The organism is Streptomyces sp. NPDC104106, assembly GCF_055584345.1.
The window spans coordinates 1-23389 of sequence record NZ_JBVJMF010000008.1 but is presented as its reverse complement, the minus strand read 5'-3'; the positions used below and the strand labels follow the sequence as shown (position 1 = coordinate 23389).

Sequence of the window (23389 nt, the reverse complement as noted above, 5' to 3'; positions counted from 1 at the left end):
GACGGCCATGTTCTCCCCTCTCACCCACGACGACCCGCAAGCCCTCGGCCCGTACCGCCCGCTCGCCCGCCTCGGCAGCGGAGGCATGGGCACCGTCTACCTCGCCCGCACCACGGGCGGTCGTACCGTGGCGCTGAAGACGATGCACGCCCGCATCGCCTCCGACCCGGCCTTCCGCACCCGTTTCCGGCTGGAGGCCGACGCGGCACGGGTCGTGGGGGAGCGCTTCGGGGCCGGGGTGGTGGACGCGGATCCGCGGGCCCGGACGCCCTGGCTGGCCACCGAGTACGTGCTCGGCCCTCCCCTCGACGAGGCCGTGGAGCTGTGCGGTCCGCTGCCCGAGGTGTCGGTACGGGCGCTGGGGGCGGCCTTGTGCGGGGCGCTGGGGCAGCTGCACGCGTCCGATGTCGTGCATCGCGATCTCAAGCCGTCCAACATCCTCGTCACGGCTTACGGGCCCAAGGTCATCGACTTCGGCATCGCCCGGGCGGCCGGGGACGACCGGCTCACGCGGGTCGGGGCCGCCGTCGGTACGCCCGCGTTCATGTCGCCGGAGCAGGCGAGCGGGCAGGAGCACACGGCCGCGGGTGACGTCTTCGCGCTGGCCGGGGTACTCGTCTTCGCCGCCACCGGGCGCCCGCCCTTCGGCCACGGGCGGACGGCGGATCTGCTGTACCGGGTGCAGTACGCCCAGCCGGACCTGGGCGGTGTGCCGGACGGCCTGGTGCCGGTGCTCGCGCGGTGTCTGGACAAGAACCCGTTCCGGCGGCCGACGACCGCATGGCTGGCCGCCCGACTGCACGACGGAACAGGCGAGTTCGCCGACCACCTGCCGGACGCGCTCCTGGCCGACATCGCACGGCGGGCCACCGAGGTGTGGCAGGTCACGCCGCAGCGGCTGCCGGCCCCGGCCGGGCAACCGGGCCCGGCGGCGACGGCCGTCCCCGCGCGATGGTCGCGGCGCCGTCTGCTGCTCACCGGGGGCGGCGCCGCGCTGGGCGTCGCGGCCGCCGGGACGGCCGGGGCGTGGGCCTGGGACGAGTGGGCCGGTGGCCCGAGGACACAGCCCGCGCCCGGGCCCGGCAACAGCGTGCTTCCCGAGAAGGAACGGGACTCCACCTGGCAGATCCAGGTCATCGACCCGTACAACGCGGGTTTCCCCGACGAGCCGTTGGCCTCCTTTCCCACGCCGTTGAGCGCCGTCGCCGACCGGGTCGTGCTCATGGAGGGCAACAACCTCAGCGGTGTCCTCGCGCAGAGCGGGAAGGGCCGCTGGAAGTCGGACGACGCGAACATGCCCTGGCAGGTGGCCGCCGACGCCGACCGCATCATCATGGTGACGACCGTGGACGACCACTACACCGGAACCGACGCGTCCCATGCGAGGCCGCTGGCCCTGACCACGGTCGACGTCCACACCGGCACGGTGCAGAAACCTTTCGCACAGTTCGCCGACCTCAACGGCCTCCCGCTGAACCAGGCACTGTGCACCGCCGACGGGGTTGCGTACGCGGTCGTCGGGCGCGGCCCGTTCTCCTTCGGCTTCCTCGCCTCGCAGTCCTGGTACGTGCTCGCCGTCGACATCGCCACCGGCAAGCGGCTGTGGACGGCACCGCTGGCCGGCCGACGCCAGAAGGTCCCGCACCTGCACATCGTCGCCGCCTCGGTCGTGGGGAGCCTGCTGGTGACCCTCCAGGAAGCGAACGACGGCAGTGTGCACGCCGTCGTACGCGACACCCGTACGGGTACCGTCCGCTGGGACCGCGCGCTGGACGGCGTCGCTCCCGGCCGCGTACGGCAGCAGCCCCTCGTCACCGACGCGCACCACCTGTACGTGGGGGCCGGGCGGCTCACGGCGCTGCGGCTTCGCGACGGCGGTGTGGCCTGGGACTCCGCGTCCGAACGGCCGGGGCGCGTCCATGGGCTTCCGGCGCTGCGGGACGGCACCGTGTACGCCGTCGAGAAGGGGTCCGGGCTCGTCGCCTTCGACTCCGCGAGCGGGCGCGTCATGTGGCGGGAAAAGGGCGGGCAGGGGGCCGGCGCGGATCTCGGGGCCGCGCCGGTGATCGGCCGCGACTACGCGTACAGCAAACGCGGTTCACGGCTGTGGGCGATCGATCTGTCGTCCCGTGCCCCGGCCCGTTCGTACCGGACCAGCGCGGACCGCTTCATGATGCACGAGAAGGCGGGGGAGATCATCGCGCTGGGCGGCCATTTCCTCGCGGCCTTCCCGCTGCGGTGAGCCGCCCGCCGCGGGAAGGCGCAAGAGGAGGAAGTGACAAGCGATGAGACCGCTGGGGACCGGTGATCCGATCCGGCTGGGCCCGTACCGACTGCTCGGGGTGCTGGGCGAGGGCGGCATGGGCAAGGTGTACGTCGGCCAGGACCACGCCGGCACCGTCGCCGCCGTGAAGGTGCTGCGGCCCGAACTCGCCCACGACACGGGCCTGGCCCAGCGGTTCGTGCGTGAGGCGCTGGCGGCCGCGGCCGTGCGGAGCCCGGGCGTGGCGGCGGTGCTGGGCGCGCAGACCGAGGGCGGACGGCCGTGGATCGCCACGCAGTTCCTGGCCGGGCCGACCCTGGAGCAGATCGTGGACCGGCTCGGCCCGCTGGACGGTGTGCAACTGCGCGCCCTGGCCGCCTCCGTCGCCCTCACCCTGCGCGACATCCACGCCGCCGGATTCGTCCATCGCGACCTCAAACCGCCCAACATCGTGCTCACATCGAACGGCCCGCGGGTCATCGACTTCGGCATCGCACGTCCCGAGCACGGCCTGACACTCACCACCACCGGGCAGATACCCGTCACCCCCGGCTACGGCGCCCCCGAGCAAGTGCTCGGCCGTCGGGTCACCGCTGCCGCCGACGTCTTCTCCCTCGGTGCCGTCCTGGTGTACGCGGCCACCGGGCACCGGGCGTTCGACGGCACCCATGTCGCCACGGTCCAGTACCAGGTCGTCCACGGTGAACCGCGATTGCACGGTCTCCCGCCCGAGCAGCATGCCCTGATCGCCCCGTGCCTCGCGAAGGGGGCGGCGGGCAGGCCCGCCCCCGAGCAGATCGCCGGCGCCTTCGCCCGGTCCGGGAAGTCCGGCGGGGCGTGGAAGCGCGGGCCCGTGGCCGATGCGATCAGGGAGCGAGAGCGGGAGATACGGGACCTGACCGCACCGCTGTCGACGACGCACGCCGTGGCGGGGCCGAGCCGCAGAAGCCTGCTCACCGGGTTCGCGGCCGGCGGCGCCCTGCTCGCGGCGACCGGCGGCACGGGCTGGTGGCTGCTGCGTGGCGGCGGATCGAGCCGGAAGGACCTGTTCACCATTCCGCCCGCGGTGCCGACACCGGCGGCGCGCCTTCTGTCGGCCGACGACGGCGACTTCATCGTCGGTGAGCCCGTGAAGCCGCTCTGGACACACGACGCGGCGGTGGCCGCCCGTGCGCCGGCGCCGCTGCCGATCCGGGACGTCGTCATCACCGCTGCCAAGTCGGGCGGCATCGCGGCGTACAACGTCGTCGACGGCAGACGCCGCTGGCAGACCACCGACGCGGAGCTGTCCGGCGGCTGTCTCTCACTCTCCGACCGGCTGCTCGTGGCCGTCGGCGAACAAGGCACGCTGCACACCTTCGTCCCGTCCACGGGCGAGCCCAAGTGGACGGCGAAGGCCGATGCCGCGGCACTGCTGGCCGCGGACGAGGAGGCGGTGTACGTCCTGACGAAGGACCACCGGCTGCGCTCGGTGCGCCGGTCCGACGCGGGGGTGCGCTGGACGGTGTCGTTGCCGGAGCGGTTCCGGACCGGCGTGTACCCGCACGGCGCGGCCGACAGCGGGGTACTGGTCGTCACGACGACGAGCGGACACGCGCTCGCGGTGGGCACCGGGGCCGGCCGCACGCTGTGGACGCTGTACGACCAGGCGAAGCAGGAGCAGCTCGTGCCGGTGACCCGCAGCGGTGTGGTCTACCTCAACGGCAGGACGCTGACCGCCCGGAGAATGTCGGACGGCAAGGAGGTCTGGACGGGTACGGACCCCATGGAGGCCGGATCGGAATGGGGGCCGCCCGGCGTCTCCGCCGATTCCGTGTACGCCACCATCAAGGGCTGGACCGAACGGCTCGCCCTGCGCAAGGGGCAAAAGGGCTGGCTCTCGGCCGCCGGAAACGCACAGGGGCAGGTCCTGCTGCAGGGCACCGGGGTCTGGGCGGTCGACGAGGAGTACGACGGCTCCACGGTGCGCGCCGTGAGAGCCGAGGACGGCGCCGACATGTGGTCCTACAATCCCCGCTGGAGCTTCGACGTCAAGCTCGCGGTCGGCGGCAACCGAGCCTTCGCCACGGCCGACAACGCTCTGGTCGCACTGCCCGTCTTCTGACCGTCCTCGCCGAACACGCCGGGTGCGGCGGTCGAACCGACCGCCGCACCCGGCGTGTTCACAGCCCCGGGCGGGACACCTCAGTACTCCACATCCACCAACCCCGTCTGCACCAACGGCTTCCCCCTCTTGCGTGACACGAAGACACCGCGGCCCGCCGGCATCGGGCGCGGACGGACGCCGCCCAGGATGTCGCCCTCTCCGGGGTCGCCGGCGAGGACGATGCCCTGGGCGCCGAGTTCCCGCATGCGCTGCATGAAGGGCTCGTAGGCGGCGCGGCCGGCGCCGGCGGAGGAGCGGGCGATGACGAAGCGGACGCCGACGTCGCGGGCGAAGGGGAGCATTTCCGTCAGGCCGGCGAGCGGGTTGCCGCTGGAGGTGGAGACGAGGTCGTAGTCGTCGATGACGACGAAGACCTGCGGGCCGCGCCACCAGCTGCGCTCCCGCAGCTGCTGCGGGGTGACGTCGGCGGTCGGGGTACGGCGTTGCATGAGGTCGGCCAGGGCCGCCATGTGGTGGTCCATCTGGCTGGACATCGGGATGTACTCGGCGAGGTGCGAGGCCGGGGTGACGTCCAGCAGGGAGCGGCGGTTGTCGACGACGAAGAACTTCGCCTCGTCGCCGCCGTACCGCAGGGACAGCTGCTTGATCAGCAGGCGCAGCAGGTTGGACTTGCCGGACTCGCTCTCGCCGAAGACGAGGAAGAACGGGTCCTGCTCGAAGTCCAGGAACACCGGCTCCAGGTTCTCCTCGTCCAGCGCGAAGGCGATCCCGCGCTGCGGGAGGCGGTCGCCCGGCGGGAGTTCGACGGCCTCCAGCTGGCGCGGCAGCAGCCGTACCTTCGGTGCGCCCGGCGCCTGCCAGTGGCGGCTGACCTCGGTGGTCAGCGCGGCCGTGGCCTCGGCGAGGTCGGTGTCGGAGGTCAGGCCGTCGATGCGCGGCACCGCCGCCATGAAGTGCAGCTTCTGCGGGGACAGACCGCGGCCGGGGACGCCCGCGGGGACGTTGGCGGCCACCTTGCGGTCGATCTCCGAGTCCATGACGTCACCCAGGCGCAGCTCCAGGCGGTTCATGAGGTGGTCCTTGAGGTTGGCCCGGACCTCCATCGAGCGCGACGCCGTGATGACCACGTGGATGCCGTAGCCCAGGCCGCGGGCGGCGAGGTCCAGCACCACCGGTTCCAGGCCCTCGTAGTCGGTGCGGAAGTTGCCCCAGCCGTCGATGACCAGGAAGACGTCGCCCCAGGGCTGGTCCGTCACCGAGATCTCGCCGCGGGCGCGGCGGGTGCGGTAGTCGGCGATCGAGGCGATGCCGGCCGAGCGGAAGTACTCCTCGCGGCGGGTCAGGACGCCGTAGACCTCCGAGACCGTGCGGCGGACGCGTTCGGGGTCGAGGCGGGAGGCGATGCCGCCCACGTGCGGCAGGCCGTCCAGCGCGGCCATGCCGCCGCCACCGAAGTCCAGGCCGTAGAACTGCACCTCGTGCGGGGTGTGGGTGAGCGCGAAGGAGCAGATCAGGGTACGCAGCAGGGTCGACTTGCCGGACTGCGGGCCGCCGATGACCTGCATGTGGCCGGCCGCGCCCGAGAAGTCGAGCATCAGGCGGTCGCGGCGCTGCTCGTACGGCTTGTCCACGAGGCCGGCCGGGACGACGAGGCGGCCGGCGCCCTCGTAGTTCGGCTGGGTCAGGCCGCGGCCCTGGACCGCGGCGAGGCCGGGCAGCAGGGCGTCCAGCGACGGCGGGCTCTCCAGCGGCGGCAGCCACACCTGGTGGGCCGCCGGGCCCTGGGCCTCCAGCCGGCGCACGATGACGTCGAGGACCGTGTCGGCCAGAGCCTCGTCCACCGCGGGTGCCTGCTCGGTGCGCTGCCGGGGGACGGCCGTGTACTGCACCGGCACCTCGGTGGCCGTGAACAGCACCGGGCGCCGGTCCACCGGCAGCCGGCCGCCCGCCAGGGGCGCGCGCTGCCCGCCGGAGCGGTAGACGCCGGAGACGTACGCCGCCTTGAAGCGGACCATCTCGTCCGTGCCGTACTTCAGGAAGCCGGACCCGGGGACGTTCGGCAGTTCGTAGGCGTCGGGGACGCCGAGTGCCGCCCGGGACTCGGCCGCCGAGAAGGTCCGAAGGCCGATGCGGTACGACAGGTACGTCTCCAGGCCGCGCAGCCGGCCCTCCTCCAGCCGCTGCGAGGCGAGCAGCAGGTGCACGCCCAGCGAACGGCCGATCCGGCCGATCTGCACGAACATCTCGATGAAGTCCGGCTTGGCGGTCAGCAGTTCGCTGAACTCGTCGATCACCAGGACGAGGGAGGGGATCGGCTGCAGCGGCGCACCGGCCGCGCGTGCCTTCTCGTAGTCGTGGATGTTGGCGTAGTTGCCCGCGTCGCGCAGCATCTCCTGGCGGCGGTTCAGCTCGCCGCGGATCGAGTCGCCCATGCGGTCGACCAGGGTGAGGTCGTCGGCCAGGTTGGTGATGACGGCCGCGACGTGCGGCATCTGCGCCATGCCGGCGAAGGTCGCACCGCCCTTGAAGTCCGCGAGGACGAAGTTCAGGGTCTCGGAGGAGTGGGTGACCGCGAGGCCCAGCACCAGGGTGCGCAGCAGCTCCGACTTGCCGGAACCGGTCGCGCCGACGCACAGGCCGTGCGGGCCCATGCCCTCCTGGGCGGCCTCCTTGAGGTCCAGCATGACGGGGCGGCCGTCCTCGCCGAGGCCGATCGGCACGCGCAGGCGTTCCGCCAGGGCACGCGGCCGCCAGGTCCGCTTGGTGTCGACGGAGGCCGCGTCACCGAGGCCGAGGAGGTCGGTGAACTCCAGGTTGGCGAGCAGCGGTTCGCCGTCGTCGCCGCCCGTGCCCACGCGCAGCGGCGCGAGTTGGCGGGCCAGTGCCTCGGCGGACTCGTGGGAGAGCCCGTCCGGGGTGCCCTCGTAGATCTCGCCGTGCCCGGACTCCAGGCGCAGCAGGCCCGGTTGGACGACGACGGACAGCTCGCCGCCCGCGGCGTTGAGTTCGCCGGCCACGACCTCGACGATCGTGACGCCCTGCAGGCCCTCGGGGTTGGCGAGCACCGAGTCCGGCAGCAGGGAGATGTCGTCCAGGACGAGGACGATGTGCGGCTCGTCCAGCAGGGGGGCCGCGGTGGGGTGGAAGCGGGGGCGGCCGGTGAGCCGGGTGGACAGCAGGTCCTCCAGCTCGCGCGGGTCGCCGCTGATCAGCCGTCGGCTGCCCGCGCCGTCCACCGCGCCGGGCGCCTGCACGTGCGGCAGCCACTTCGCCCAGTCCCAGTGCGGCAGCGCCTCGCGCCCGGCGGCCACCGCGACGACCAGGTCCTCGGGGGAGTGCAGCGAGGCGAGCGAGCCGACCAGCGCGCGGGCGGAGGCACGTACGGACTGCGGCTCACCGCTGAGCGTGACGTGGTAGAAGGCGCGCAGGGACACCGCCATCGGCAGATCGCCGACGCTGCCGTGCGTGGCGAGGAAGCGCTGCATGGCGCCCGCGGTGAGCGGCTCCAGCTGCTCGACCGGTCCCGTCTCCGGCGCGATGAGCGGGGTGGCGAGCGGCTGCGGGCCGAGGCCCACGCGTACGTGCGCGAAGTCCTCGTCGCCCGGCCGCCGTTCCCACACCCGGCTGCCCTCGGCGACCAGTGCCCACAGCTGCTCCGGTGAGGGGTGCAGGTAGTACTGCGCGTCCCGCTGCCTCTTCGCCGTCGCCACGGCGGACTTGCGCGTCTGCGACAGGTAGCCGAGGTAGTCGCGGCGCATGTCGGCCAGCTGGCCCTGGGAGCCCCGGCGGAACCGGACCACCATCGCGATGGACATCGCCACCGTCGAGGCGATCATGATCATGCCCATGATCTTCATGAACGGCTGACCGTTCGTGAAGAAGAACACCACCGAGCCGCCCATGCCCAGCGTGGGCAGCAGCTGCATCAGCACGCTCTCCTGATGCCCCCGCGGCAGTTCGGGCGGTGGCTGGACAACGACCTCTTCCGTGGGCACTTCGGACGGAAGCGCCCTAGCTGGGCGCTTGACGACAATCTGGCTCACTGCTCACCAATTCCCTTGCCCGACCCAGGCTTTCCGCCCGCCGCCCCGTGTCCGGCGAGCGCAGGCCGCCGCGTGATCCTACTGAGTTCACGGCGGACGGGTGAGCGGTAGGGTGCCGGGTGTTCGCGTGAGCACACGCCGAACGAGCCGGACAAGCCGGGGCAAACCCCTTGATGTCGAGGTAGACGTCACGGTGAGGTTGCGCCGGAATCCGGCCGCAGGGCGCCCGTGCCGCCGCCCTCGGGGCTGACCGGCACGAGACCTTCACGAAGTAGACGCACCACCACCACTGAGGGGGAGCAGCAGGTGAGCATGACGGCCGCCGCCACCGGCGGACCCGGGACGGGAGCGCCTTCCGGGTCCGGCACCGGACTCGGCTTCTGCCGGGTCACCATCGTCGCGCCGGACAGCCGTATCGACGTGGCACTGCCCGACGACGTCCCGGTCGCCGACCTCTATCCGGAGATCCTCCGGCTGTCCCGGCAGAGCCCCGAGGCGGGCGCACCGGTCGGCTACCACCTGGTCCGCACCGACGGCACCGTGCTGGACAGCGCCCGCTCCTTCGCCGCCCAGCGCATTCTCGACGGCGAACTGCTCACCCTGCGCCCGTTCGCGGAGTCCCTGCCGCCGGCCGTCTTCGACGACGTCTCCGAGGCCGTCGCCGCCGCCGTCACCAGGCAGCACAAGCTGTGGAGCGGCGACCTCACCCGGGCCGCGGGCCTCGTCGGCGGCGGCGTACTGCCGGCGCTGCTCGCGTTCGTCGCCTGGACCGCCGACCCGCGCCACGACATGCACGGCCTCGCCGGCATCCTCGCCGCCGTCACCGGCATCCTCCTGGTCGTCCTCTCCGCCGTGCGCGCCCGCGTCTACGACGACCGCGGCTCGGCCATCGCCCTCGGGCTCGGCGCGCTGCCCAACATCGGCGTCGCCGGCAGCGGTCTGCTGCCGCTGAGCGGCGGGGAGGGCATCGGCAGACTGCAGTTCCTGCTGGCGTGCGCGGCCGTCCTCGTCGCCGCCCTGTTCCTCGCCCTCAGCTCCCCGCACGGCGACGGCCCGTTCGTCGCGTTCGTGTTCGCCTCGGCCGTCACCCTGGTCGTCGTCTTCGTCGCGACCCTCACCCACTGGTCCGCGACCGAGATGGCCGGCGTGTGCGCCCCGGTCGCCGTCGGCGCCCTCGCGTTCCTGCCCGGCATGTCGATGCGCTTCGCCCGGCTGCCGATCGGCTTCGAGAACCCCAGCAGCAACACCCCGCGCTCCGCCTACGGCACCGAGACGGCGGCGCCGGAGCCCGTGGACACCGAGCGGATCGAGGCGCAGGCCCGGCGCGGCCACGAACTCCTCGTCGGCCTGGTCGGCGGCTGCGCGCTGCTGGCCGTCGGCGCCTCGGCGGTGCTGGGCTTCTCCGACGGTATCTGGGCCCAGTTGCTCGCGCTGGCCACCGCCGTGGCGATGCTGATGCGCGCCGGGCTCTTCCGGTACACCGCCCAGGTCGCCCCCGTGCTCGCCGCCGGCCTGTCCTGCCTGGTCCTGCTCGGGCTGGGCCTCGCCCTCAACCCACCGCAGAAGGCGGTGCGCGAGGCCCTGACCGGCAACCGCACCGACCTCGACGTCCGCACCATCTGGCTGATCGCCGTCATCGCCGCGGCCACCGCCGTCGTCACCGCGCTGGGCCTGATCCTCTCCCGCGGCGGCCTTACCCCCTTCTGGGGCCGCTTCCTGGAGATCTGCGAGGGCTTCGTCCTGCTGACGCTCATCCCGCTCGCCCTGGCGGTCTTCGACGTGTACGCGACCGCGCGCGCGATGACGAGCAAGTGAGCGGTTCCGGCGCCTGAGCGGTCCACGGCGTTCACCGCGGTGCGCGGGGGCGGTCGGTACCCGGCGACCGGGGGGTGCCGCGCCCGGCGTCGCACCGGGCTCCCCCTCGCTCCGGCGCACCGCCGAGGGCCGCTTCGGCCGACCCGCGCCGTCGGGGAGGCGGCGCGGGGAAGCGCGGGCGGGTGCCGCCGGAGCGTCGCAGGTGCGCCGAGGCGGCCGCGTCCCTGACCCGCCCCGGGTCCCCGCCCGGTTCCCCGACCCGCGGTCCACTCAGGTCCGCGCCGCCTGCGCACCGTCGTCGCCGCCGCTTCCGGGCCGCCGGGAGCGCGGCCGCGGTACGCGTCCCCACCGGACGGAACGCCAGGCCACCGGTCGGCGCACCGCCCTCACCCGCGCACCCGCGCAGCCGCTCACTCCGCCCCGCACCTCACTCCCACCCGCGAAAGGACCCCTCAGCGTGAGCTTCGGCCCGCCTCCGTCGATATACACCCACTCCGCGCTGGCGGCGGAGCGGCTGCGGGCCAGGCGTCGCCGACGCGTCCTCGGCGCGGTCACCGTCCTGGTGGTCGCCGTACTGGGCCTCGGCGGGGGCCTGTTCTGGTACCACTCGGCCGGCCACCCGAAGGGACGGACCGACGCCAAGGCGGCCGGGCAGGCCCCCGACGCCGTACGCGAGACGCCGGAGAAGCCCCCCGGCTCACCGGAGGGCCAGGTCGTCGTCCAGCACAACGAGGGCCACCTCACCGGCAAGCAGCAGCGGTACGCGCCCGGCACCTGGGCCACCGGCAAGATCCTCGCGCGGGCCGTCGCCAACCGCATCGAGGGCTACAGGATCTCCCCCGACGTCGACTACGACGCGACCGCGTGGACCCTCGAACTCGACGGCCATGTCTGCGCCGTCAGTCACGACGTCACCGCCGACGGCCGGACCGCGGTCGTCGTCCAGCCGGCGCGCGCCAAGTCCTCCGGCAAGAACGGCGTCTGCGACGAGGTCCTCATGGTCGACCTCGGCACGGGCAAGAAGCTCTGGCAGCGCACGATGCCCGCGGCGGACTTCGCCTACGTCACCAACACCGACATCGCCCTGACCCGCGGTGTGGTGGCCGTCGCCTGGGACTCGGGCTCGGTGGCGTACGACATGGCCGGCGGCAAGCAGCTGTGGAACACCACCCTCGCCACCTCCCAGTGCCATGACACGGGCTTCGCCGGCGGCCGCGCCATGCTGGTCCTCGTCAGGTGCGGCGACTCCGGCAGCGCCACCTACCGGGTGGAGAAGCTCGACCCCCGCACCGGCAAGGTGCTGTGGCGGTACTCGGTCAGCAACGGCATCCAGGGCGTCTACCTGCCCTCCGCCGACCCGCCCGTACTCGCCGTCGAGGCGGGGGACACCGTGGTCACGGACCTGCTGACCCTGGACCCGCGAAGCGGCCGCCGGCTGGCCACCATCTCGATGCGGGGCTACAAGTCCGGCTGCGACGACACCATGTACCCCGGCCCCTTCTTCGGCGTCGTCGACAAGTGCTACGGCATCGTGGCCGGCCGGGACCGCGTCTTCGTCATGAGCGACGACGGCGAACAGGACATCGGCAAGCCTGCCAACCACATCACGGCCTTCGACACGAAGAAGGGCACGCCCGCCGCCACGTTCGAGGGCCGCCCCTTCCAGCCGGTCCTCCCCGTCCGCGCGAACGGCGACGGCCTGATCGTCTACCGCCGCAGCGACGACGACGTGCAACCCGCGGCGATGGCCGACTGGAACCCCCGGACCGGCAAGGAGACCCCGTACCTCCTGTTCCACCTCCCCGACGAGAACGGGGAACTCAGCGCCCCGGACCAGTCCGACATCCTCTACGAACAGGGCCACGCCTTCTTCGCCCGCCGCATCCTCGAACGCGCCGACGTCCATCCGAAGGACCCGGTGCTGTCCGTGATCGGAGTGGGCAGTGCGGGCCTGAAGCACTGACGACCAGCATGCGAAAAGGGGGCGGCACGCGCGCGTGCCGCCCCCTTTTCGCGTCTCCCGCGGGTCACCCACCGCTCACTGCGCGGCGAGCCCCCCGTTGCGCTCCGTGGGCTCCAGATCGAACTCGCCGTCCCGCGCCCCCAGCACGAACGCGCGCCACTCCGCCTCGGTGTAGCGCAGCACCGTGTCGGGGTCGAGGGAGGAGCGCATCGCCACCGCCCCCTCGGGCAGGTACGCGATCTCGACCCGCTCCTCGTGCTCCTCGGTGCCCGGGGCGCAGTGCCACTCGACGCCCGAGATGTCGAGCGCGTACAGCTCGTCCCGCTCCCGCTCCTTGCGCGCCTTGATCTCCGCTTCCGTCTCCGCCATCGTGCAGCGACCCCTTCCCGGCGTACGTTTGTCTCGCGGCGCTCACCCTAGTGGCCCCCGGGGTCCCGGCCGGGCGGTTCGCCGGCCCTGTGCGGACCGTGGGAACGGCGCCCGTCACCTCCTGGTACCCTGGCTGACGGCCGTTTGTGTACGCGCCCCCGGATCGCCGCAGATAGCACTGCGGTTCTGGTGGCCGCGCCCAGCGGATCCCCGCCTCCCGAGTAACGGAAGCTCCCCCGAGACGTAGACCGGGGGCACTCGATGGCACTCAACAGACTATTGAGGAGTACGCGTGTCGCTCGACGCCGCTACGAAGAAGCAGATCATCGCCGAGTTCGGTACCAAGGAGGGTGACACCGGCTCCCCCGAGGTCCAGGTCGCTCTGCTGTCCCGTCGGATCTCCGACCTGACCGAGCACCTCAAGACCCACAAGCACGACCACCACTCCCGTCGTGGCCTGCTGATCCTCGTCGGTCAGCGCCGCCGCCTTCTCCAGTACCTGGCGAAGAAGGACATCCAGCGCTTCCGTGCGCTGGTCGACCGCCTCGGCATCCGCCGCGGTGCGGCGGGCGCCAAGTAAGACGCCGTGAAGGGAGCGGTTCCCGAAGGACTCGGGGACCGCTCCCTTTGCCGTATACGGAGATCACTTTGCCGTATGCAGAGAAACGTGCGGAGTGTCACACACGCTTTGTAGTGTGGTAGCACAACGCATCAAGCACGACACGAAACGCACGACAAAGAACGAGGAGAAGCGCACCTCGCCGCCGCCGGTCCTCGGTAGTGGCCCCCGGGGGGAAGCGAGCCCCGGGTGCTTCGATCGAAGACCGGCCCGCACCAGACGGCGCGCTTCTCCGCCACAGTCCCCCTGCCACACGGGCAGCCAAGGGACGAAAGACGATACGTAACGGAGAAAACGCTAGTGGAGAACGAGACCCACTACGCCGAGGCCGTCATCGACAACGGCTCCTTCGGCACCCGCACCATCCGCTTCGAGACGGGCCGCCTGGCCAAGCAGGCCGCCGGCTCCGCCGTGGCCTACCTGGACGACGACACCATGGTGCTGTCGGCCACCACCGCCTCCAAGAACCCCAAGGACCAGCTCGACTTCTTCCCGCTGACGGTGGACGTCGAGGAGCGGATGTACGCCGCCGGCAAGATCCCCGGCAGCTTCTTCCGCCGTGAGGGCCGCCCCTCCGAGGACGCCATCCTCACCTGCCGCCTGATCGACCGCCCGCTGCGCCCGTCCTTCAGGAAGGGCCTGCGCAACGAGATCCAGGTCGTCTGCACGGTCATGGCGCTCAACCCCGACCACCTGTACGACGTCGTGGCGATCAACGCCGCGTCCGCGTCCACGCAGCTGGCCGGCCTGCCGTTCTCCGGCCCGATCGGCGGCGTCCGCGTCGCGCTGATCCGCGGTCAGTGGGTCGCCTTCCCGACCCACACCGAGCTGGAGGACGCCGTCTTCGACATGGTCGTCGCGGGCCGCGTCCTGGAGGACGGCGACGTCGCGATCATGATGGTCGAGGCCGAGGCCACCGAGAAGACCATCAAGCTGGTCGACGGCGGCTCCGAGGCGCCGACCGAGGAGGTCGTCGCCGCCGGTCTGGAGGCCGCGAAGCCCTTCATCAAGGTGCTCTGCCGCGCCCAGTCGGACCTCGCCGCCAAGGCCGCCAAGCCGACCGGCGAGTTCCCGATCTTCCTCGACTACCAGGACGACGTCCTGGAGGCGCTGACCGCCGCGGTCAAGCCCGAGCTGGCCCAGGCGCTCACCATCGCCGGCAAGCAGGAGCGCGAGGCCGAGCTGGACCGCGTCAAGGCGCTCGCCGCCGAGAAGCTCCTGCCGGAGTTCGAGGGCCGCGAGAAGGAGATCTCCGCCGCGTACCGCTCCCTGACCAAGACCCTGGTCCGCGAGCGCGTCATCAAGGAGAAGAAGCGCATCGACGGCCGCGGTGTCACCGACATCCGCACGCTGGCCGCCGAGGTCGAGGCCATCCCGCGGGTGCACGGCTCCGCGCTGTTCGAGCGTGGCGAGACCCAGATCCTGGGCGTCACCACCCTCAACATGCTCCGCATGGAGCAGCAGCTGGACACCCTCTCCCCGGTGACCCGCAAGCGCTACATGCACAACTACAACTTCCCGCCGTACTCCACCGGTGAGACCGGCCGCGTCGGCTCCCCGAAGCGCCGCGAGATCGGCCACGGCGCCCTCGCCGAGCGCGCGCTCGTGCCGGTGCTGCCGACGCGCGAGGAGTTCCCCTACGCGATCCGCCAGGTGTCCGAGGCCCTCGGCTCCAACGGCTCGACGTCCATGGGCTCGGTGTGCGCCTCCACCATGTCGCTGCTGAACGCCGGTGTGCCGCTGAAGGCCCCGGTCGCCGGTATCGCCATGGGCCTGATCTCCCAGGAGATCGAGGGCGAGACGCACTACGTCACCCTCACCGACATCCTCGGTGCCGAGGACGCCTTCGGCGACATGGACTTCAAGGTCGCCGGCACGAAGGACTTCGTGACCGCCCTCCAGCTCGACACCAAGCTGGACGGCATCCCGGCCTCCGTCCTGGCCGCGGCCCTCAAGCAGGCCCGCGACGCCCGCCTGCACATCCTCGACGTGATGATGGAGGCCATCGACCGGCCCGACGAGATGAGCCCGCACGCCCCGCGGATCATCACCGTCAAGATCCCGGTCGACAAGATCGGTGAGGTCATCGGCCCCAAGGGCAAGATGATCAACCAGATCCAGGAGGACACGGGCGCCGAGATCACCATCGAGGACGACGGCACGATCTACATCGGCGCCGCCGACGGCCCCTCGGCGGAGGCCGCCCGCGCCACGATCAACGGCATCGCCAACCCGACGATGCCCGAGGTCGGCGAGCGCTACCTGGGCACTGTCGTCAAGACGACCACCTTCGGTGCGTTCGTCTCCCTGCTGCCCGGCAAGGACGGTCTGCTGCACATCTCGCAGATCCGCAAGCTCGCCGGCGGCAAGCGCGTGGAGAACGTCGAGGACGTCCTCGGTGTGGGCCAGAAGGTCCAGGTCGAGATCGCCGAGATCGACTCCCGCGGCAAGCTCTCCCTGGTCCCCGTGATCGAGGGCGAGGAAGGCTCTGACGACACTCAGAAGGACGACGCCGAGCAGTGACGTCCCGTAGCTCCAAGGTGACGGCCCGCCCCTCTTCGGAGGCGCGGGCCGTCGCCCGTACCCAAACCCTGATCAAGGGCACCCATGGCATCGGCACGGTCCGCAAGACCACCCTTCCGGGCGGCCTGCGCATCGTCACCGAGACCCTGCCCTCGGTCCGCTCCGCGACCTTCGGCATCTGGGCGCACGTCGGCTCCCGCGACGAGACCCCGGCCCTGAACGGCGCCACGCACTACCTGGAGCACCTGCTCTTCAAGGGCACGGCCAGGCGCAGCGCGCTGGACATCTCCGCCGCCCTCGACGCCGTCGGCGGCGAGATGAACGCGTTCACGGCGAAGGAGTACACGTGCTACTACGCGCGCGTGCTCGACACCGACCTGCCGCTCGCCATCGACGTCGTCTGCGACATGCTGACCGGCTCGCTGATCCTGGCGGACGACGTCGACGTCGAGCGCGGCGCGATCCTCGAAGAGATCGCCATGACCGAGGACGACCCCGGCGACTGTGTGCACGACCTGTTCGCGCACACCATGTTCGGCGACAACGCCCTCGGCCGCCCGGTCCTCGGCACCGTCGACACGGTCAACGCCCTCACCGCCGACCGCATCCGCCGCTTCTACAAGAAGCACTACGACCCGACCCACCTCGTGGTCGCCTGCGCCGGCAACATCGACCACAACAAGGTCGTACGCCAGGTCCGCGCGGCCTTCGAGAAGGCGGGCGCCCTCAAGAACCCCGACGCGCAGCCGGTCTCCCCCCGCCACGGGCGCCGTACGATCCGCACCTCCGGCAAGGTCGAACTGCTCGGCCGCAAGACCGAGCAGGCGCACGTCGTGCTCGGCATGCCCGGCCTCGCCCGCACCGACGACCGCCGCTGGGCCATGGGCGTGCTCAACACCGCCCTCGGCGGCGGCATGTCCTCCCGCCTCTTCCAGGAGGTCCGGGAGAAGCGCGGCCTGGCCTACAGCGTGTACTCGTACACCTCGGGCTTCGCCGACTGCGGCCTGTTCGGCGTGTACGCCGGCTGCCGGCCCAGCCAGGTGCACGACGTGCTGAGGATCTGCCGCGACGAACTCGACCACGTCGCAGCCAACGGCCTCACGGACGACGAGATCGCCCGCGCCGTCGGCCAGCTCCGCGGTTCCACCGTCCTCGGCCTGGAGGACACCGGCGCGTTGATGAACCGCATCGGCAAGAGCGAGCTGTGCTGGGGCGAGCAGATGTCCGTCGACGACATGCTGGACCGGATAGCCGCGGTCACCCCGGACGAGGTCCGCGCGGTCGCCCGGGACATCCTGGGACAGCGCCCGTCGCTGTCGGTCATCGGCCCGCTGAAGGACAAGCAGGCCGCACGGCTGCACGACGCCGTCGCCTGAACACTCCCGGTCACTCCGACAAGGAAGCAAGAGATGAGCAAGCTGCGCGTGGCGGTCCTCGGTGCCAAGGGCCGGATCGGTTCCGAGGCCGTCAAGGCGGTCGAGGCCGCCGAGGACATGGAGCTGGTCGCCGCCCTCGGCCGCGGGGACCAGCTGGAGACCCTGGCGGAGACCGGCGCCCAGGTCGCCGTCGAGCTGACGACCCCCGACTCGGTCATGGGCAACCTCGACTACTGCGTGCGCCACGGCATCCACGCCGTCGTCGGCACGACGGGCTGGACCGAGGAGCGCCTCGCGCGGCTGCGGGAGTGGCTCGCCGCCTCCCCGGAGACCGGCGTGCTCATCGCGCCGAACTTCTCCATCGGCGCCGTCCTCACCATGAAGTTCGCGCAGATCGCCGCGCCGTACTTCGAGTCCGTCGAGGTCGTCGAGCTGCACCACCCGAAGAAGGTGGACGCCCCGAGCGGTACGGCCACCCGCACCGCCCAGCTGATCGCCGAGGCCCGCCGCGCCGCCGGTACGGCCCCGGCGCCGGACGCCACGGAGACGGCACTGGAGGGCGCGAGGGGTGCCAGCGTCGACGGCATTCCGGTGCACGCCGTCCGCCTGCGCGGCCTGCTGGCCCACCAGGAGGTGCTGCTGGGCGGCGAGGGCGAGACCCTCACCATCCGCCACGACTCCCTGCACCACAGCAGCTTCATGCCGGGCATCCTGCTCGGCGCCCGCCGAGTCGTCACCACCCCGGGCCTGACCTTCGGCCTGGAACACTTCCTGGACCTGAGCTGAGACAGCCCCTGCGATGCGCGCGAAGATCACCTACCTCGTCACGGCCGCCGTCCTGGTCTTCTATTTCGTCCTGGTCGGCAGCCGTGGCGTGATGCTCATCCAGTCCGGCACGGTCCTCACCGTCACCTTCGGCGTGGCGGTGCTGATCCTGCCGGTCATCGGCCTGTGGTTCCTGTGGAAGAACACCCAGTTCGTCCGCAAGGCCAACGCCCTCGCCGCCGAACTGGACGCCGAGGGCGGCCTGCCCGTCGACGAACTGCGGCGCCTTCCCTCCGGCCGGATCGACCGCGACTCCGCCGACGAGGTGTTCGCCAAGCGCAAGGCCGAGACGGAGGCCACCCCGGACGACTGGCGCTGCTGGTTCCGCCTCGCCATCGCCTACCACGACGCCCGGGACACCCCCCGCGCCCGCAAGGCCATGCAACGCGCCATCGCCCTGCACGAGGGCAGGTCCGCCGAGGTGTGAAAGCGGCCGGCCGTACGCCCTGCGCTGCTGCGGGCGGTCGTGCCGCTCGGGCGGCACGGGCGGGCGCGGCGGCACCCCGCGGGGGCGGTGCCTCGCGGCGCTCAGCCGCGCCCGTACTCCGCCGCCCACGCCTCCACCGCGTCCGCGGCCCGGTCGAACGCGGCCGGGCGGTTCAGGAAGTCCAGCGTGTGCGTGGTGAGCAGCGGCGCCGTGTCCTCGGTCGGCCGGTCCTCGCGTACGAGCGTCAGCGCCTGCCCCTGCACCGTCCGGGGAAGCCCCAGCCAGCGCACCGGCCGCTGCGCCGTCCGCACGGACAGCACCCGCGCCCACGGCACCGTACGCGTCACCAGGAAGCCGACGCGGCGCAGCCCGCGCCCGCTCACCCACACGCCCATGCGCAGCATCCGCAGCGCGCCGGCGATCACCACCAGCCCGGTGACGAGGACCGCAACGGCGGAGGACGGCGAACCGGCCAGCGCGGTGACGATCGCGGCGAACAGCACGAACGAGGCGAGCAGCAGCACCAGCGCCGCCACACCCACCCGCCAGGGACCGGGACGGTAGGGCCGCCGCCAGCGCTCCCGGTCGTCGTAGGGCAGCGCGCTCTCGGAACCGGCCTCGAAGGTGCGGTCGGCCGTCAGGAAGGGCAGGGGCACGGCTGGTCCTCACTCGTTCCTTGCTGGGCTGTGCCCGGTGAGGCTATCCGGACGTGTTCCCGCCCACCACCCTTGGACGGCCGTAAGGGGGTCAGTGCCCCTGAGAGGCCTGCGAATGCTGCACGGGCGTACCGGACGGAGTGGACAGCGCCGGCATGCCGAGGATGAGCGAGCCTATGAGCCCGGCGACGACGGTGAGGCCCAGCAGCCAGCGCCCGGCCATCTGCCCGGCCGACGCCCGCTGGCGCGGCGGGGGAGCGACATTGCTGCGGAACCGCTCCGCCTCGGCCAGGAAGGCGAACGGCACGGGCTCACGCCGACGGAACATGGCAGGCACCTCTCCTCTCGGGTCGTCTCGTCGCATTCGGGTCGAACGAGCAGGTCTCACCGGTACAGACGATCGAGTGAGGGAAAAGGTGCCCATGTCCGAAAAAATCACGGGCGGGATCGCGGAACGTCGCGGCACGGTCACGGGGCGGGACTGTCAGAGGCGCACCGTACAGTGGGCGCGAACCTGAAGAAGTGAGGGAAGGACCCCTGTGACCACCCCCGAGTCGCTCACCCTGCGCAGTGACGTCACCGTCGAGCTCGTGAAGTCCAGCGCGTCGGATGCCGACGTCCTCTTCGCCGCCCGCGTCTCCACGCTCGGCGAGCAGTCCCTGGACGAGCTGAAGAAGGACCCCGAGCGCTCCAAGGGCCTGATCAACTACCTGATGCGCGACCGGCACGGCAGCCCGTTCGAGCACAACTCGATGACCTTCTTCATCAGCGCCCCGATCTTCGTCTTCCGCGAGTTCATGCGGCACCGCGTCGGCTGGTCGTACAACGAGGAGTCGGGGCGCTACCGCGAGCTGCAGCCCGTCTTCTACGTCCCCGGCGCCGACCGCAAGCTGGTCCAGGAGGGCCGTCCCGGCAAGTACGTCTTCGTCGAGGGCACCCCGGCCCAGCACGAGACGGTGAGCAGCACCCTGGCCGAGTCCTACGAGCAGGCGTACGCGGCCTACCAGAAGCTCCTCGCCGAGGGCGTCGCCCGCGAGGTCGCCCGCGCGGTGCTCCCCGTCGGCCTGTACTCCTCGATGTACGCCACCTGCAACGCCCGCTCCCTGATGCACTTCCTCGGCCTGCGCACCCAGCACGAGCTGGCCAGGGTGCCGTCCTTCCCGCAGCGTGAGATCGAGATGGTCGGCGAGAAGATGGAGGCGGAGTGGGCCGGCCTCATGCCGCTGACGTACGCCGCCTTCAACGCGAACGGCCGGGTCGCCCCGTAGCCCAGGGCCGTCGACGACCTGCGATGCCCTGGTCCGCCTCCCGGAACGGATGTACGGATCAGCCGGGCGAAGTGTCCGTATTGCGGCATTTAGAGAAGTTCATCTAGCCTGATCAAACGGACCCGGCACTGCTTGAACCCCCGAGCAGGCAGTGCCGGGCTCCATATTTGTCCTGACTTTCCCGGCCCCCCGAGGGCAGACCCCGCATGGAGCACCGAGTAGCGTGTTACCCATGGCTCCGACCTCGACTCCGCAGACCCCCTTCGGGCGGGTCCTCACCGCCATGGTCACGCCCTTCACGGCGGACGGCGCACTCGACCTCGACGGCGCGCAGCGGCTCGCCGCCCATCTGGTGGACGCAGGCAACGACGGCCTGATCATCAACGGCACCACCGGCGAGTCCCCCACCACCACCGACGCGGAGAAAGCGGACCTGGTACGAGCCGTACTGGAGGCGGTCGGCGACCGTGCCCACGTGGTCGCGGGTGTCGGCACCAACGACACGCACCACAGCATCGAGCTGGCCCGCGAGGCGGAGCGCGTCGGTGCCCACGGCCTCCTGGTCGTCACGCCGTACTACAACAAGCCCCCGCAGGAGGGCCTGTACCGCCACTTCACGGCCGTCGCCGACGCCACCGGTCTGCCGGTCATGCTCTACGACATTCCCGGCCGCAGCGGCGTCCCGATCAACACCGAGACACTCGTCCGGCTCGCCGAGCACCCGCGGATCGTCGCCAACAAGGACGCCAAGGGCGACCTCGGCCGCGCCAGCTGGGCCATCGCCCGGTCGGGCCTCGCCTGGTACTCCGGCGACGACATGCTGAACCTCCCGCTGCTCTCCGTGGGCGCGGTCGGCTTCGTCTCGGTCGTCGGCCACCTCGTCACCCCCGACCTGCGCGCCCTCGTCGACGCGTACGTCTCCGGCGACGTCGTCAAGGCCACCGAGATCCACCAGAAGCTGCTCCCGGTCTACACGGGCATGTTCCGCACCCAGGGCGTCATGACCACCAAGGCCGCCCTCGCCCTCCAGGGCCTGCCCGCCGGGCCGCTGCGCTCGCCCATGGTCGAGTGCTCGCCCGAGGAGATCGCCCAACTCAAGATCGATCTTGCCGCCGGCGGGGTACAGCTCTGACAACAGACTTGGCACCACACGGGCTTCACAACTGAAGAACAACAGAAGACGCGGGCCACCGGTGCCTGCACCCCACAACGACAACTGCTTCTGCACGAACGTCATGCGCGCCACGTGCCCGACCGGTACGTGGCGCGCATGGTTGAGGAGAGTCTTTTGAGTCATCCGCATCCCGAACTCGGCTCGCCCCCGCCGCTCCCCACCGGCGGCCTGCGGGTCACCCCGCTCGGCGGTCTCGGCGAGATCGGCCGAAACATGACGGTCTTCGAGTACGGCGGCCGCCTGCTGATCGTCGACTGCGGAGTGCTCTTCCCCGAGGAGGAGCAGCCCGGAATCGACCTGATCCTGCCGGACTTCTCGTCCATCCGGGACCGCCTCGACGACGTCGAGGGCATCGTCCTCACGCACGGCCACGAGGACCACATCGGCGGTGTCCCGTTCCTGCTCCGCGAGAAGCCGGACATCCCGCTGATCGGCTCGAAGCTGACCCTCGCGCTGATCGAGGCCAAGCTTCAGGAGCACCGGATCCGGCCGTACACCCTGGAGGTGGCCGAGGGGAACCGCGAGCGCATCGGCCCCTTCGACTGCGAGTTCGTCGCCGTCAACCACTCCATCCCGGACGCCCTGGCCGTCGCGATCCGCACCCCCGCCGGCATGGTCGTGCACACCGGCGACTTCAAGATGGACCAGCTCCCGCTGGACAACCGACTCACCGACCTGCACGCGTTCGCACGGCTCAGCGAGGAGGGCATCGACCTCCTCCTCACCGACTCCACGAACGCCGAGGTCCCGGGCTTCACACCGCACGAGCGGGACATCTCCAACGTCCTGCGCCAGGTGTTCGCGAGCGCCCGCAAGCGGATCATCGTGGCGAGCTTCGCCAGCCATGTCCACCGCATCCAGCAGATTCTCGACGCCGCCCACGAGTACGGCCGCCGGGTCGCCTTCGTCGGCCGCTCCATGGTCCGCAACATGGGCATCGCCCGCGACCTCGGTTATCTGAAGGTGCCGCCGGGCCTGGTGGTCGACGTCAGGACACTGGACGACCTCCCCGACCACGAGGTGGTCCTGGTCTGCACGGGCTCCCAGGGCGAACCGATGGCGGCCCTGTCGCGGATGGCCAACCGCGACCACCAGATCCGCATCATCGAGGGCGACACGGTGATCCTGGCGTCCTCCCTCATCCCGGGCAACGAGAACGCGGTCTACCGCGTGATCAACGGCCTGACCCGATGGGGCGCCAACGTCGTGCACAAGGGCAACGCCAAGGTGCACGTATCCGGCCACGCCTCGGCGGGCGAACTGCTGTACTTCTACAACATCTGCCGCCCGAAGAACCTGATGCCGGTGCACGGCGAATGGCGCCATCTGCGCGCCAACGCCGAGCTGGGAGCGCTCACGGGCGTCCCGCACGACCGGATCGTCATCGCCGAGGACGGCGTGGTGGTCGACCTGGTCGAGGGCAAGGCCAAGATCTCCGGCAAGGTCCAGGCAGGTTACGTGTACGTCGACGGCCTCTCCGTCGGCGACGTCGGCGAGCCGGCCCTCAAGGACCGCAAGATCCTCGGCGACGAGGGCATCATCTCGGTCTTCGTGGTCGTGGACGCCTCCACCGGCAAGATCACGGGCGGCCCGCACGTCCAGGCCCGCGGCTCCGGCATCGAGGACTCGGCCTTCGCCGATGTCCTGCCGAAGATCGCGGAGGTGCTGGAGAAGTCCGCCCAGGACGGCGTCGTGGAGCCGCACCAGCTCCAGCAGCTCGTCCGGCGCACCCTCGGCAAGTGGGTCTCGGACACCTATCGCCGCAGGCCGATGATCCTCCCGGTGGTCGTGGAGGTCTGACGCCTCGTCGGAGCCTGACCTGAGCGGGGGGGGGGGGGGGGGGGGGGGGGGGGCCCCCCCCCCCCCCCCGGGGCGGCGCCCCCCCCCCCCCCCCCCCCCCGCCCGGGGGGCGGGCCCCCCCCCCCCGGGGGGCGCCCCCCCCCCCCCCCAACACCCACAAA

At 71.6% G+C, this 23389-nt stretch carries 16 protein-coding genes; 12 read left to right on the top strand and 4 right to left on the bottom strand.

The window, feature by feature from the left end; translation table 11 throughout:
• The first annotated feature begins 7 nt into the window (after nt 1-7).
• Nucleotides 8-2242, top strand: coding sequence for a protein kinase domain-containing protein (locus ACZ60X_RS20125; protein WP_469600108.1), 2235 nt, complete (start codon nt 8-10; stop codon nt 2240-2242).
• Nucleotides 2243-2285: 43 nt separating this feature from the next.
• Complete coding sequence (locus ACZ60X_RS20120; protein WP_469600106.1) at nt 2286-4367, top strand: protein kinase domain-containing protein; 2082 nt, start codon at nt 2286-2288, stop codon at nt 4365-4367.
• Nucleotides 4368-4447: 80 nt separating this feature from the next.
• Here the strand turns inward: ACZ60X_RS20120 and eccCa are convergent, their stop codons facing one another.
• A complete protein-coding gene (gene eccCa / locus ACZ60X_RS20115) occupies nt 4448-8413 on the bottom strand; it encodes a type VII secretion protein EccCa (RefSeq protein ID WP_469600103.1) in 3966 nt (1321 codons plus the stop codon).
• A gap of 312 nt (nt 8414-8725) precedes the next feature.
• Here eccCa and eccD point away from each other — a divergent pair, with 312 nt between their 5' ends.
• Together eccD and ACZ60X_RS20105 are read left to right on the top strand one after the other, a co-directional pair.
• Entirely contained in the window at nt 8726-10228 is a 1503-nt protein-coding gene (gene eccD / locus ACZ60X_RS20110) for a type VII secretion integral membrane protein EccD (RefSeq protein WP_469600731.1), read from the top strand.
• A gap of 457 nt (nt 10229-10685) precedes the next feature.
• Nucleotides 10686-12191 carry an outer membrane protein assembly factor BamB family protein gene (locus ACZ60X_RS20105; RefSeq protein WP_469600101.1) on the top strand — a complete coding sequence of 502 codons (1506 nt, stop codon included), beginning with the start codon at nt 10686-10688 and terminating at the stop codon, nt 12189-12191.
• A 75-nt stretch (nt 12192-12266) separates the two neighbouring features.
• On the opposite strand, the gene ACZ60X_RS20100 is transcribed toward ACZ60X_RS20105, so the two are convergent.
• Nucleotides 12267-12560 (bottom strand): DUF397 domain-containing protein, encoded by a 294-nt coding sequence (locus tag ACZ60X_RS20100; RefSeq protein ID WP_469600099.1) that lies wholly within the window; start codon nt 12558-12560, stop codon nt 12267-12269.
• Nucleotides 12561-12852: 292 nt separating this feature from the next.
• On the opposite strand from ACZ60X_RS20100, the gene rpsO reads away from it, so the two are divergent.
• From rpsO to ACZ60X_RS20075, 5 genes are all read left to right on the top strand, one after another.
• Nucleotides 12853-13140 carry a 30S ribosomal protein S15 gene (gene rpsO, locus ACZ60X_RS20095; RefSeq protein WP_003997419.1) on the top strand — a complete coding sequence of 96 codons (288 nt, stop codon included), beginning with the start codon at nt 12853-12855 and terminating at the stop codon, nt 13138-13140.
• A gap of 339 nt (nt 13141-13479) precedes the next feature.
• Nucleotides 13480-15702, top strand: a complete 2223-nt coding sequence (locus ACZ60X_RS20090) for a polyribonucleotide nucleotidyltransferase (protein ID WP_469600096.1) — start codon at nt 13480-13482, stop codon at nt 15700-15702.
• A complete protein-coding gene (locus tag ACZ60X_RS20085) occupies nt 15699-17078 on the top strand; it encodes a M16 family metallopeptidase (protein ID WP_469600094.1) in 1380 nt (459 codons plus the stop codon). Before ACZ60X_RS20090 ends, ACZ60X_RS20085 begins: the two co-directional genes overlap by 4 nt.
• 33 nt (nt 17079-17111) lie before the next feature.
• Nucleotides 17112-17864: a 4-hydroxy-tetrahydrodipicolinate reductase gene (gene dapB / locus ACZ60X_RS20080; protein WP_469600092.1), complete on the top strand. Its 753-nt coding sequence runs from the start codon at nt 17112-17114 to the stop codon at nt 17862-17864.
• A 13-nt stretch (nt 17865-17877) separates the two neighbouring features.
• Nucleotides 17878-18330, top strand: coding sequence for a hypothetical protein (locus tag ACZ60X_RS20075; RefSeq protein WP_469600090.1), 453 nt, complete (start codon nt 17878-17880; stop codon nt 18328-18330).
• A gap of 101 nt (nt 18331-18431) precedes the next feature.
• Here ACZ60X_RS20075 and ACZ60X_RS20070 read toward each other — a convergent pair whose 3' ends face one another.
• Together ACZ60X_RS20070 and ACZ60X_RS20065 are read right to left on the bottom strand one after the other, a co-directional pair.
• Nucleotides 18432-18986, bottom strand: coding sequence for a hypothetical protein (locus ACZ60X_RS20070; RefSeq protein ID WP_469600088.1), 555 nt, complete (start codon nt 18984-18986; stop codon nt 18432-18434).
• Between the two features lie 91 nt (nt 18987-19077).
• Nucleotides 19078-19314 carry a hypothetical protein gene (locus ACZ60X_RS20065; RefSeq protein ID WP_469600085.1) on the bottom strand — a complete coding sequence of 79 codons (237 nt, stop codon included), beginning with the start codon at nt 19312-19314 and terminating at the stop codon, nt 19078-19080.
• A 211-nt stretch (nt 19315-19525) separates the two neighbouring features.
• Between ACZ60X_RS20065 and thyX the strand changes: the two genes are divergently transcribed.
• The 3 genes from thyX (at nt 19526) to ACZ60X_RS20050 (ending at nt 23228) form a co-directional block, all read left to right on the top strand.
• Nucleotides 19526-20254: an FAD-dependent thymidylate synthase gene (gene thyX / locus ACZ60X_RS20060; protein ID WP_469600083.1), complete on the top strand. Its 729-nt coding sequence runs from the start codon at nt 19526-19528 to the stop codon at nt 20252-20254.
• A 232-nt stretch (nt 20255-20486) separates the two neighbouring features.
• Nucleotides 20487-21386: a 4-hydroxy-tetrahydrodipicolinate synthase gene (gene dapA, locus ACZ60X_RS20055; protein ID WP_469600081.1), complete on the top strand. Its 900-nt coding sequence runs from the start codon at nt 20487-20489 to the stop codon at nt 21384-21386.
• Between the two features lie 156 nt (nt 21387-21542).
• On the top strand, nt 21543-23228 hold the full coding sequence (locus ACZ60X_RS20050; protein ID WP_469600079.1) for a ribonuclease J: 1686 nt from the start codon (nt 21543-21545) through the stop codon (nt 23226-23228).
• Nucleotides 23229-23389 lie beyond the last annotated feature (161 nt).